The following is an 11,803-nucleotide window of genomic DNA, read 5'->3' on the forward strand; positions in this document are numbered from 1 at the left end:
CGCTGCTCGTGAGCCTCGTTATGGTACGCTAGTACCACTTCACGCGACCCGACGGCGGACCTGACACCCGGGGTCGCGCGTCGTCACCAGCGGAGGCGAACGTGAACGCCATCTCCACCACCACCGGTACCGGGCTCGCCTGGGGCGTCCTCATCGTGTCGGGAGGGTTCGAGGCCGGCTGGGCGCTGTGCCTCAAGGCCTCGCACGGCTTCAGCAGGCTCTGGCCGAGCGTCGGGTTCGTCGTCCTGCTCGCCGCCTCGATGGTCGGTCTGTCCTATGCGTTACGCTCCCTGCCCGTGGGTGTCGCCTACGGCGTGTGGGTGGGCGTCGGCGCCACCGCGACGGCCCTGTTGGCGATCCCGCTCTTCGGGGAGACTGTCACGGTGCTGAAGATCGTGTCCCTCGCGCTCGTCGTCGCAGGGATCGTCGGCCTGAACCTCGCAGGGGGAGGACACGCATGACCCAAGCAGACCCCGACAGGCCGCGTCGGCCCGCGGCTGCCCGTGCTCCGCGCAAGCCCCGCGAGCCCCGCCGGCAGAGCCGAGGTGCGCAGCGTCGCGACGCCATCGTCCGGGCCGCGGCCGAGCTGATCCTCTCCGAGGGTCCCGCCGGCGTGACCCACCGGACGGTCGCCGCCCAGGCTGACGTCCCGCTCGCGGCGACCACCTACTACTTCTCCGGTCTCGACGAGCTCGTCGAGACCGCCGGGCGCCTCCTCGTCGAGCGCTGGACCGCGCACACGCGCGAGGTCGTCGAGCGCGAGGACGTCCCCACCGGTGCCGCCGACAAGGCCGAACGGATCGTCGACGCCATCGGGCCCAGCGGCGACGACGCCGCCGTCCGCGGGTTCTACGAGCACCTCGTCGCCGCCGGCCGGTCGGCCGCGCTCGGTCGCGCCTACGCGGAGACCCGCGACGGGCTCGACGACGCCGTCTCCGCGCTCCTCGCGAAGCTCGGCCTCGACATCTCGCCGCAGCTCATCGTCGCGGTCGTCGACGGTGCGGCCCTCACCGCGCTGTCCGAGGGGCGGTCCGTCCGGCCGGTCGCGCTCCAGCTCACCCGCGAGGTCGTCGAGCAGACCGAACGCCACCAGCGGGGCGAGCGGTGACCGGGCCGGGACACGACGACGAGCCCGTCGTCGTCTGGTCGACGCCCCTGCGCACCCGGTTCCGCGGGCTCGACGTCCGCGACGGTCTGCTCGTGCGCGGGCTGGCGGGCTGGGCCGAGTTCTCGCCCTTCTGGGACTACGACGACGCCGAGTCGCTCGCCTGGTGGCGCGCCGCCGAGGAGGCCGCGACCGTCGGGTGGCCCGCACCGCGACGCTCCGCGATCCCCGTGAACGTGACCGTGCCGGCCGTCGGGCCCGAGCGTGCGCGCCAGATCGTCCTGGCGTCCGGCGGCTGCCGCACGGCCAAGGTCAAGGTCGCCGAACGGCCGCTGCTGCCCGACGGCACGCGCGGCGCACCCGAACCCGTCGAGGCCGAGATCGCGCGGCTCGAGGCGGTGCGCGACGCGCTCGGCCCCGGCGGACGGATCCGCGTCGACGCCAACGGCGGGTGGTCCGTCGACGAGGCCGTCCGGCGCCTGCCCCTGCTCGATCGCGCCGCCGGCGGGCTCGAGTACGTCGAGCAGCCGTGCGCCACGGTCCCCGAGCTCGCGGCCGTCCGGCGCGTCGTCGCCGTCCCCGTCGCCGCGGACGAGTCGATCCGGCGCGCCGAGGACCCGTTCGCCGTCGTGCGCGCCGACGCCGCGGACGTCGTCGTGCTCAAGGTCCAGCCGCTCGGGGGAGTGCGGGCGTGCCTCGACCTGGCCGAACAGGTCGGGCTGCCCGTCGTGGTGTCGTCGGCGCTCGAGTCGTCCGTCGGTCTCGCCGCCGGGCTGGCGCTCGCCGCCGCCCTGCCCGAGCTGCCGTACGCCTGCGGGCTCGCGACCGCCCAGCTCTTCGAGCGCGACGTCGCGCCCTCGCTGCTCCCCGTCGACGGCGCCATCCCCGTCCCGCGCGGTCCCGGGCACCGGCCCTCGCCCGACGTCGAGCGCCTCACCGCCATGGCCCCGTCCGACGGCGTCCGCGCCGCCTGGCTGGACCGGCTCGCCCGGGTCCGGGCGCTCGCGGGGGAGCGGCTGGCTCGGGACACGGTCGAGGGCTGAGCCGAGGTCACGGCGGACGCTCTGGACCGGCTCGCGCCGTACGGCGGGTGGCCCGCCTGGGTGTCGTGCGCGCCCTACCTCTCGGACGCGCACCCCGGCGCCGCCGATCCGCGACCGTGGGGCGAGGCGGCCAACTGTCAGCGGTACGCGTACGCGGTCCTCGCGCTGTTCGCCCGGGAGGTGCCACCGCACCGGTCGAGCGAGCTCTGGGCGGACCCGCGGTTCGGGCACCCGCCCCGCGACGACGCTCGCGACCTCGATCTCGCGCTCTTCGGCCGCTCGGAGAACGCCTGGGGAGCGCACGTCGCGGTCGTCGTCGGGGACGTGCTCCTGCACCTGTGCGCCGAGGTCGGGCGGCCGACGACCTGGCGATGGTCCGACTTCGCGGAGCGGGAACGCTACTCGCACCTCGTGGGCCTGGTCCGCGTCGCGCCGAACTGACGCGGATCGTCGTCCGTGCGCGTCGCAGGCGACGATCTGCGTCGGTTCGACGACGGCACCCGGCCGGGCCGACTCCCTCGGCCCGCTGGCCTCGCCCGATGACGCCGCCGGGCGTCGCAGACAACAGGATCTGGAGACTCGAGGCGGCGCCCGTCTGCGTCTGGTCGAACGGAGGCAGTGCCCGCGAGCCGTTAGCCTCGAGACGTGAACCCCGAGGACGCCGCACCTGGCGACCCGCCCGCCGTGGCGGCGGCCCGGCGGCTGCTCGACGCCCTGGTCGCACAGGGGCTGCGCGACGTCGTCGTGGCCCCCGGCTCTCGCAGCGCCCCGCTCGCGTACGCGGCGAGCGCCCTCGCCGACGCCGGGCGCCTCCACCTGCACGTGCGTGTCGACGAGCGCGACGCCGGGTTCCTCGCGCTGGGGCTCGCCCGGGGGAGCGCGCTGCGCGGAGGGGTGCCCGAACCGGTCGCCGTCGTGACGACGTCGGGCACCGCGGTCGCGAACCTCCACCCGGCCGTCCTCGAGGCGCACCACGCGGGCGTCCCGCTGCTGCTCCTCACGGCCGACCGCCCCCACGAGCTGCGCGGCACGCGCGCCAACCAGACCACCGACCAGGTCGGCATCTTCGCGGGCGCTACCCGGCTCACCGTCGACGTCCCGGCGCCCGCCGGGCTGCCGACCGAGCTGCGCGACCTCGACCACCTGGCCGCGCGCGCCGTCGTCGCCGCGTGCGGTACCCGGTCCGGTCATCCGGGTCCGGTGCACCTCGACCTCGCCTACCGCGAGCCGCTCGTCCCGACGTCACCGTCGGCGACCGGGGCGTCGCCGTCGGCGGGCGGGACGGCATCGTCCGTGGACGTCGCGTCGCCGTCGGTGGTCCTGGCGCCCGACGGCGTCCCCGCCGGCCTCGCGGCTCCGGTCGCGGAGACGGTCGTGGTCGCGGGCGACGGTGCCGGGCCGCTCGCACGCCGGCTCGCCGAGGCGCGGGGCTGGCCGCTGCTGGCCGAGCCGTCGTCGGGGGCGTGGGGCGGCCCCCGGGCCGTGGCCGCGCACCGGCTCGTCCTCGGGGTGCTCGGGCCGGAGGTGCGGCGGGTCGTCGTCCTCGGGAACCCGACGCTCTCGCGGCCCGTCCAGCGCCTGCTCGGCGGCGGGCTCGCGCCGACCGGCGAACGGGTCGAGGTGATCGTCGTCGCGCCGGGCTCCGGGCCGTGGCCCGACGCCGCCCGCGCAGCCTCGCACGTGCTGCCGGGCGTCCCGGGCTCCTGGCTGGAGCCCGCGCGGGAGGCGTCCGCGTGGGCCGACCGCTGGCGCGCGGCGGGCGCCGCGGCAGGTGAGGCCGTGCGCGACGCGCTCGACGAGCTCCGGTCCGCCGACGACGGCGCGCTCGACCCCCTGGTCGTCGCCGACGCCGTGTCCCGGGCGAGCGCGCCGGACGACGTGCTCCTCGTCGGGGCCAGCAGCCCCGTGCGCGACCTCGACCTCGTCGCCGCGTGGGACGAGCCCCCGCACGTCGTCGCGAACCGCGGGCTCGCCGGCATCGACGGGAGCGTCTCGACCGCCGTCGGCGTCGCGCTCGCCGCCCGACGCGCGGGGCTCGGACGCACCAGGGCGTACCTGGGCGACCTGACCTTCCTGCACGACGTCGGCGGGCTGCACCTCGCGGGCGACGACGTGGACCTCCAGGTCGTCGTCGCGAACGACGGCGGCGGCTCGATCTTCGCGACGCTCGAACCGGGGGCGCTCGCGGCGACGGGCGTCCGCGAGCGGTCGACGTTCGAGCGCGTCTTCTCGACGCCGCACGCGGTCGACCTCGGCCTCCTCGCCCGTGCGTACGGGGCGTCGCACGTGCGCGTCGACGCGCGGCACGCCGGCGTGCCCGCCGCGGTCGCCGGGCTCGAGGCTGCGCTCGTCGGCCCGGTGCGTGGGCTGCAGGTCGTCGAGGTGCTGGTCGACCGCTCGCGGCGCGTCCCGGCGTCCGCGGACGTCCTCGCGAGGCGGGTGCGGGACGCGGTCGGTGCGGCGGTCGCCTCGCTGGGCGAGAATCCAGGAACACTCCGTTCTCGGAGCGAACTCCCAGGTTCACTCCAGTCCGGTTCCAGAACGATCGTGTGAAGTAGGGGTCATGAGCCAGCCGACGAACGACGAGAACCAGGACGGGCAGCAGGTTCCGCAGGACGCGCAGGCACAGCAGCCCGCGCAGCCGGCACCCTCGCAGCCCTCCACCCCGAGCGCACCGACGACGCCCGCGCAGGCGGCGCGTGCGGACGAGGTGCCCGCGCAGCCCGCACCGCAGGAGCACGCCACCCAGCAGCTCCCGCGCCTCGTGCCCCCGGCGCCGCAGCCTCCGGCCCAGGCGGCCGCGCAGCAGCCCGCTCAGCCCCAGCAGCCCCGCTACGGCGCGTACGCCCCGCAGCCCACGCAGCAGCCCGGCGCCCAGCAGCCGCAGCAGCACCCGTACGGCCAGCAGGCGCCGCAGGGCCACTACGGCCAGCCGGCCCAGCCCACCCACGACCCCTACGCGGGCGCGTCGTTCGGGCTGCCGCCCCAGCCGCCGTCGGGCAACGAGAACCCGGCCAAGACCACGACGAAGAGCCGCACCTGGGTGCCCGTCGCCATCGCCGCCGTCGTCGCCGCGGTGCTCGCCGCAGGCGGCACGGCCGTCGCCGTCAACGCGCTCGACGACAACAACGCGACCTCGACGAGCATCGCCTCCATCGGCCAGCAGTCCTCGGGGGACGAGACGGTCCCGGTCTCGGGCTCGACGTCGCAGAACCCGAACTGGGAGGCCGTGACCTCGACCGTCTCCAAGTCGGTCGTCGCGATCTCGGTGACGCTGAGCAACGGCGAGGCCGAGGGCTCGGGCGTCATCCTGAACAAGGACGGCGACGTCCTCACCAACAACCACGTGGTCTCGGGCGCGCAGTCCGTGCAGGTCACGCTCGCGGACGGCCGCATCTTCAAGGCCAAGATCGTGGGCACGGACTCGTCGACCGACCTCGCGGTCGTCAAGCTCCAGGACGCCCCGGACGACCTGTCGCCCGCCACGCTCGGCGACTCGTCGAAGGTCACCACCGGTGAGGCCGTCCTCGCGGTCGGCAACCCGCTGGGCCTCGCCAACACGGCCACGACGGGCATCGTCTCGGCGCTCAACCGCCCCGTCTCGACGTCGTCGAGCGACTCGTCGGGCAGCGGCTCGAGCGACTCCGTGGTGACGAACGCGATCCAGATCGACGCGGCCATCAACCCCGGCAACTCGGGCGGTCCGTTGTTCAATGCCGAGGGCCAGGTCATCGGCATCACGTCGTCGATCGCGACGCTCTCGTCGAACAGCCTCGGCGGGGACAGCGAGTCCGGGTCGATCGGCCTCGGCTTCGCGATCCCGGTCAACCTCGCGAAGAACATCTCGTCGCAGCTCATCAAGAGCGGGACGGCCGAGCACGCGTTCCTCGGCGTGACGCTGACCGACTCGACGGCCACGGCCGACGGCGTCACCCGCCAGGGTGCGAAGGTCAACGACGTGACGAGCGGCTCGCCCGCCGACAAGGCCGGCATCGAGTCCGGCGACGTCATCGTCGCGATCGACGGCGTCGCCTCGCCCGGCGCCGAGTCGCTCACGGGCTTCGTCCGGGCCCACGCGGCCGGCGACGTGGTGAAGCTGACGATCGTCCGGGACGGCAAGGCCGTCGACAAGAGCGTCACGCTCGCGGTCAAGCAGGAGACGCAGTCCTCCAGTAGCAGCGGCTCGTCGGGTGGTCAGAGCGGCGAGCAGGGCCAGGGCGACCAGAACGGCCAGCAGGGCGACGGCTCCGGCTCCGGCTCCGGCTCCGGTCAGGACGACAACCCGTTCGGTGACTTCTTCGGCGGCCAGGGCTGAGGGAGGTCACCCCCGACGTCCCGCCGGCGCGATCCCCCTCCGCCCGGCCGGGACCGTCGCAGCAGCGCTGTCCCCCAGCGCGCGCGACCCGACGCCCGCACGGTGCTCCCCTCGCCGTGCGGGCGTCCTCATACCCACCGCGAAGTACCCCGCCAGACGGGGTACTTCGCGGGAGGGAGGGGAGCGCCTCAGGCGAGGGCGTAGCGCATGGGCTCGAGCTTCGCATCGGACTCACGCAGCTCGGCCTCGGGGTCGGACGCGGCGACGACGCCGCAGCCGGCGAACAGTCGCACGCGGTGCGCGGCGGCAGTCTCGTCGTCGGCGTCGCCTGCAGCGCCCCCGAGCTCCGCGGACCGCAGCGCGATGCCCCACTCCCCGTCGCCGTCGGCGCCGAACCACCCGACCGGGCCGGCGTACCGCCCGCGCTCCATCCCCTCGATCTCGGCGATCAGCGCCGCGGCCGCGTCGGTGGGCGTGCCGCAGACGGCGGCCGTCGGGTGCAGGGCCGCGGCGATCGTGAGGCTCGAGGCCCGCTCGTGCAGGACGCCCGTGACGTCGGTCGCGAGGTGCAGCACGTTCGGCAGGTCGAGCACGAACGGCGACTCCGGCACGTTCATCGACGAGCAGTAGGGCTCGAGCGCGCGCGCCACGGACCGCACCGCGTACTCGTGCTCCTCGAGGTCCTTGGACGAGTGGGCGAGGTGGGCGGCGCGCGCGAGGTCCGCGTCGTCGTCGCCCGTGCGGCGGACGGTGCCGGCGAGGACGCGTGACGTCACGAGCCCCTTCTCGGCCCGCGCCAGGAGCTCGGGGGTCGCGCCGACCATCCCGCCGACGCTGAACGTCCACGCACCCCGGTACCCGCGGGCGAGGCGCCCGAGCAGGTGGCGCGGGTCGACGGGCCGCTGTGTCGTCGCGACGACGTCCCGCGCGAGGACGACCTTGTCGAGCTCGCCCGCCCGGATCCGGGCCACGCCCTGTCCGACGACGTCCACCCAGGCCCGCGGGTCGCGCCCGCCCGGGGCGTAGCGCACCTCGCCCGGCGCGACGACGGCGGTGCGGGCCGCCGGGTCGAGGAGGGCGGACGAGGGCGCGGGTCCGATCGAGCCCGCGGGGTCGACGGTGGTGACCCAGGCTCGGCCGCCGCGGCGTCCCACGACGACGCGCGGCACGACGACGACGCTGCGCGTGCCGTCACCGGGCCCGAACGCGAACGACCCGAACGCGACCGGTCCCGTGCCGGGGAGCTGGACCTCGTCGCGGACGACGGCGCTCGCGAGCGTCTCGCGGCACAGGTCCTCGGCGGTGCGGAAGCGGTCGGTGCCGGACGTCGTGAAGCGCAGCGCCTCGCCCCACCCGACGATCCCCTCACCGCGCCGCACCCACGCAACGGGGGTGTCGCCGTCGGGCAGGAGGTCGAGGAGGGCACCGTCGTCGTCCGGCAGGAGCTCGGGGTCGAGCTCGGCCGTGCGGACGACGAGCGGCGCGGGCGCGGCGCCGGGGACGTCGCGCGCGGCGCGGCTCCCGGCAGGGAGGCTAGTCATCGCCTCCAGCGTAGGCGTGCCCGGGCTCCGGGGCGGTCCGGGCGCGAGTGAGGTACCTCAGGGGCCGAGTGAGGTACCGCACAGGCGGCGCTCGGGGCCGGACCACCGCGAGGACGGGGCGATCACCCGATGCGACGCGCGACGACTCAGCGCGAGCGTGGTCGGTGCCGGGGAACCCCGGCGCACGGATCCCGCCGGACGGCGGGCCTGACGAGGAGACGACGATGAGCTTCGAGGCCCTGTTCCAGGCCGAGACCCTGCACGCCCAGCAGGAGGCCGAGCGCCGCCGGGCCGCGCACCTGGCCGAGCCGTGGGCCGCGCGTGCCGGCACGGACGAGCGGCGGACCGTCCGCGTCCCGCGGCGCCGGTCCTGGCCGTCCCTGCACCTTCCGCACCGCCACGCCCGGCCGGCGCGCCACCGTGCACGGCTCGCCGCCTGACGCGCGGGCAGGCCGGCCCGTCCCAGTAGGCTGACCGCATGCCTCGCGCCAGCCTCGACAAGGACCCGGACGCCGTCGCGTCGATGTTCGACTCCATCGCGGGCCGCTACGACCTGACCAACGACGTCCTGTCGGTGGGCCAGGACCGCCGCTGGCGCAAGGCGACGGTCCGGGCCGTCGACGCGCAGCCGGGGGAGCGCGTCCTCGACCTCGCCGCCGGGACGGGCACCTCGAGCGAGCCGTACGCGAACCAGGGCATCCAGGTCGTGCCGTGCGACTTCTCCGTGGGGATGCTGCAGGTCGGCAAGAAGCGCAGCCCCGACCTGTCGTTCGTCGCGGGCGACGCGACGGCGCTGCCCTTCGCGGACGCGAGCTTCGACGCGGTGACCATCTCGTTCGGGCTGCGCAACGTCACGGACACCGAGGGTGCGCTGCGCGAGATGCTGCGCGTCGTCCGGCCGGGCGGGCGGGTCGTCGTGTGCGAGTTCTCGACGCCGACGTGGCCGCCGTTCCGCAAGGCGTACTCGGAGTACCTGGTCAAGGCGCTGCCCAAGGTCGCGGGGGCGATCACGCGTGAGGGCGGGTCGTACGACTACCTCGCCGAGTCCATCGAGGCCTGGCCCGACCAGGTGGGGCTCGCGAAGCTCATGCTCCGTGCGGGCTGGGAGAAGGTCGCCTACCTCAACCTCACGGGCGGCGTCGTCGCGCTGCACCGCGGGACGCGCCCCGCGTGAGCCGTCCCGGCACGTCGGGGGGCTCCGCCGACGTGATCGTCGTCGGGGCGGGCCCCGCAGGCTCTGCCACCGCCGCGTGGTGCGCGGCCGCCGGGCTCGACGTCCTGCTGCTCGAGCGCGCGGAGTTCCCGCGCGACAAGGTGTGCGGCGACGGGCTGACCCCGCGGGCGGTGGGGGAGCTCGAGCGGCTCGGCGTCGTGCTGCCGCGGGCCGTCCGCAACGCGGGTCTCCGGCTCGTGGCCGACGGGCGCGCGCACGACCTGCGCTGGCCCGACGTCCCCGGCTTCCCGTCCTCCGGGCTCGCGCTCGCCCGCGCCGAGCTCGACGAGGCCCTGGCCCGGCACGCCGAGCGCGCGGGCGCGACGCTGCTCGAGCGCACGCACGTCGTCGGGCCGGAGCTCGACGCACGGTCCGGGCGCGTCGTCGGAGTCGTCGCGCGGGGCGCCGACGAGCGGGGGCGGGCGGTGGGGGACCCCGTGACGTACGGGGCGCCCGTCGTGGTCGCCGCCGACGGCGTGTCCTCGCGCTTCGCGGTGGCGCTCGGCCTCGAGCGGCGCGAGGACCGTCCGATCGGCGTCGCCGTGCGCACGTACGCGCAGCCGCCCGCCACGTCACCGTGGGGCGCCGCCGGCGACGGCGCCGAGCGGTGGATGGAGTCGCACGTCGAGCTGTGGGAAGGCGCCCCGCGCACGTCGGCGCCCCTGTCGGGCTACGGCTGGCTGTTCCCGCTCGCCGACGGCACCGTCAACGTCGGGCTGGGCGCCGTCCACTCGACCCCGGCCCGCCAGTCGGCCGCCGACGCCGACCACCGTCGCACGCTCGACCGGTGGGTCGCGGGGCTCCCGGGCGAGCTGGGGCTCGGAGCCGAGCACCGGGTCGCGCCCGTGCGGGGGGCCGCCCTGCCGATGGGGCTCAACCGGAGCCCCCTGGCGACGCGCGGCGCGCTCCTCGTCGGGGACGCCGCAGGCATGGTCAGCCCCTTCAACGGAGAGGGGATCGGGTTCGGGCTCCAGGCGGGGCGGATCGCCGGCGACGTCGTCGCGAAGGCGCTCGCCGCGCCGTCGGCCGTGGAGCGCGAACGGCTCCTGACCGGCTACGACGCTCGGGTGCGCGCCGAGCTCGGAGGCTTCTACACGCTCGGCCGCTATTTCACCCGACTCATCGAGCAGCCCGCGCTCCAGCGGTTCGCCGTGCGGTACGGGCTGCCCCGCCGCGCCGTCATGGACGTCGTCCTGCGGCTGTTCTCCGACTGCTACGACCCGCACGGCGGGGACTGGGTCGACCGGGCCGTCGCGGCGGCCGCGCGGCTCGTGCCCAGCGCGTGACGCGGCCCACCTCGGGTGCGTCGGGGCGCGGCGGTGCCGGGCGGCCCACTATCGTCGTGCCCGTGACATCCACTCCCGCCGGTCCCGTGACCGCCGTCCTCCCCGTCGTCGACGACGCGCTCGGCGCCCGGCTGGCCGCCCGCATGGAGCTCGTCGAGGAACGACTCCAGGCGGCCGTCGCCAACGAGGACGCCCTGGTCGACGAGACCTCGCGCCACCTGCTCGCCGCCGGCGGCAAGCGCCTGCGTCCGTACCTCACGCTGCTCACCGCGGAGCTCGGCGACGGTGCGCGCGACGAGGTGCTCACCGCGGCGACCGTCGTGGAGCTCACGCACCTCGCGTCCCTGTACCACGACGACGTCATGGACTCGGCGTCCGTGCGGCGCGGCACCACGGCCGCCCACCAGGTCTGGGGGAACTCGGTCGCGATCCTCACCGGGGACCTGCTGTTCGCCCGCGCGTCCGGGCTCGTGTCGCAGCTCGGGCCCGAGGCCGTGCTCCTCCAGTCCCGGACGTTCGAGCGCCTGTGCCTCGGGCAGCTCCACGAGACCGTCGGCCCGCGCGGCAGCGACGAGCCCGTCGACCACTACCTCCGGGTGCTGTCCGACAAGACCGCGTCCCTCCTCGCGACGTCGGCCCGCTTCGGGGCGCTGTTCGGGGGCGCCCCGGCCGCCGTCGTCGACGCCGTGGCCGGGTTCGGGGAGAAGGCGGGAGTCGCCTTCCAGCTCGCCGACGACGTCCTCGACGTCGTGTCCGACGGCTCCCAGTCCGGCAAGACGCCCGGCACGGACCTGCGCGAGCACGTCCCCACCATGCCCGTGCTGCTCCTGCGCGAGCTCGTCGCGTCGCCCGCCGCGACCGACGAGGACCGGGCCCTCCTCGCCCAGCTCGACGGCGACCTCGACGACGACGGCGTCCTCGCCGAGGCCGTCGCGGCGCTGCGCGCGCACCCGGTCGTCGAGCGCACCCGCGCCCAGGCGCTGGCGTGGGCGCAGGACGCCGTCGACGAGCTCCGCGAGCTGCCCGTCGGGCCCGTGCGCGACGCGCTCGAGGCGTTCGCCCAGGCGCTCGCCGACCGCGCCGCCTGAGGCGCGCCGGGGCGCCGAGCGCGCCCTGTCGATGGGGAGGTCTCCCCATCGCAGGCATTTCGTCCCGTCCTCTACGGTCCGTTAGGGTGGCGCGGCGGTCCGCCCGTGTGACGTGCGCCGCCCACCGAAACGACGCACGCGACCGACAAGACGCCGAGACGTAGGACGACGCAGTGGGGCTCCTTCAATCGCTGAACGCCAGACGCAAGACC

General features: G+C 75.9%; 11 protein-coding genes. 10 read left to right on the top strand and 1 reads right to left on the bottom strand.

The features are described 5' to 3' along the window. Positions 1-101 precede the first annotated feature (101 nt). The 6 genes from KDY119_RS03545 (at position 102) to KDY119_RS03570 (ending at position 6,463) form a co-directional block, all read left to right on the top strand. Entirely contained in the window at positions 102-461 is a 360-nt protein-coding gene (locus KDY119_RS03545) for a DMT family transporter (protein WP_265576715.1), read from the top strand. Next, entirely contained in the window at positions 458-1,108 is a 651-nt protein-coding gene (locus tag KDY119_RS03550) for a TetR/AcrR family transcriptional regulator (RefSeq protein ID WP_153021942.1), read from the top strand. Before KDY119_RS03545 ends, KDY119_RS03550 begins: the two co-directional genes overlap by 4 nt. Then, positions 1,105-2,148: an o-succinylbenzoate synthase gene (locus KDY119_RS03555; protein WP_036953441.1), complete on the top strand. Its 1,044-nt coding sequence runs from the start codon at positions 1,105-1,107 to the stop codon at positions 2,146-2,148. The genes KDY119_RS03550 and KDY119_RS03555 overlap by 4 nt, the downstream gene beginning before the upstream one ends. A gap of 60 nt (positions 2,149-2,208) precedes the next feature. Then, positions 2,209-2,589 carry a hydrolase gene (locus KDY119_RS03560; protein ID WP_085998062.1) on the top strand — a complete coding sequence of 127 codons (381 nt, stop codon included), beginning with the start codon at positions 2,209-2,211 and terminating at the stop codon, positions 2,587-2,589. A 204-nt stretch (positions 2,590-2,793) separates the two neighbouring features. Continuing rightward, positions 2,794-4,701 (top strand): 2-succinyl-5-enolpyruvyl-6-hydroxy-3-cyclohexene-1-carboxylic-acid synthase, encoded by a 1,908-nt coding sequence (gene menD, locus KDY119_RS03565; RefSeq protein ID WP_153021943.1) that lies wholly within the window; start codon positions 2,794-2,796, stop codon positions 4,699-4,701. A gap of 10 nt (positions 4,702-4,711) precedes the next feature. Then, positions 4,712-6,463 carry a S1C family serine protease gene (locus KDY119_RS03570; RefSeq protein ID WP_051136802.1) on the top strand — a complete coding sequence of 584 codons (1,752 nt, stop codon included), beginning with the start codon at positions 4,712-4,714 and terminating at the stop codon, positions 6,461-6,463. A gap of 188 nt (positions 6,464-6,651) precedes the next feature. Here the strand turns inward: KDY119_RS03570 and KDY119_RS03575 are convergent, their stop codons facing one another. Further along, complete coding sequence (locus KDY119_RS03575) at positions 6,652-8,004, bottom strand: isochorismate synthase (RefSeq protein WP_036953438.1); 1,353 nt, start codon at positions 8,002-8,004, stop codon at positions 6,652-6,654. 224 nt (positions 8,005-8,228) lie between these two features. Between KDY119_RS03575 and KDY119_RS03580 the strand changes: the two genes are divergently transcribed. Genes KDY119_RS03580 through KDY119_RS03595 form a run of 4 tightly spaced genes read left to right on the top strand, consistent with a single transcriptional unit; the run spans position 8,229 to position 11,591 of the window. Beyond that, positions 8,229-8,444 (top strand): hypothetical protein, encoded by a 216-nt coding sequence (locus KDY119_RS03580; RefSeq protein WP_153021944.1) that lies wholly within the window; start codon positions 8,229-8,231, stop codon positions 8,442-8,444. Positions 8,445-8,482: 38 nt separating this feature from the next. Further along, positions 8,483-9,178, top strand: a complete 696-nt coding sequence (locus KDY119_RS03585) for a demethylmenaquinone methyltransferase (RefSeq protein ID WP_036953434.1) — start codon at positions 8,483-8,485, stop codon at positions 9,176-9,178. Continuing rightward, entirely contained in the window at positions 9,175-10,503 is a 1,329-nt protein-coding gene (locus KDY119_RS03590; protein ID WP_153021945.1) for a geranylgeranyl reductase family protein, read from the top strand. Before KDY119_RS03585 ends, KDY119_RS03590 begins: the two co-directional genes overlap by 4 nt. Further along, positions 10,500-11,591 carry a polyprenyl synthetase family protein gene (locus tag KDY119_RS03595; RefSeq protein ID WP_407657422.1) on the top strand — a complete coding sequence of 364 codons (1,092 nt, stop codon included), beginning with the start codon at positions 10,500-10,502 and terminating at the stop codon, positions 11,589-11,591. Before KDY119_RS03590 ends, KDY119_RS03595 begins: the two co-directional genes overlap by 4 nt. Positions 11,592-11,803: the final 212 nt, after the last annotated feature.

This window comes from Luteimicrobium xylanilyticum, assembly GCF_009429125.1.
Taxonomy (GTDB): Bacteria; Actinomycetota; Actinomycetes; order Actinomycetales; family Cellulomonadaceae; genus Luteimicrobium; species Luteimicrobium xylanilyticum.

Excerpts from the sequence above, each read along its gene's own strand:
- KDY119_RS03550 (WP_153021942.1), top strand. The coding sequence starts at position 458 with ATGACCCAAGCAGACCCCGACAGGCCGCGTCGGCCCGCGGCTGCCCGT.
- KDY119_RS03570 (WP_051136802.1), top strand. The coding sequence starts at position 4,712 with ATGAGCCAGCCGACGAACGACGAGAACCAGGACGGGCAGCAGGTTCCG.
- KDY119_RS03575 (WP_036953438.1), bottom strand. The coding sequence starts at position 8,004 with ATGACTAGCCTCCCTGCCGGGAGCCGCGCCGCGCGCGACGTCCCCGGC.
- KDY119_RS03580 (WP_153021944.1), top strand. The coding sequence starts at position 8,229 with ATGAGCTTCGAGGCCCTGTTCCAGGCCGAGACCCTGCACGCCCAGCAG.
- KDY119_RS03585 (WP_036953434.1), top strand. The coding sequence starts at position 8,483 with ATGCCTCGCGCCAGCCTCGACAAGGACCCGGACGCCGTCGCGTCGATG.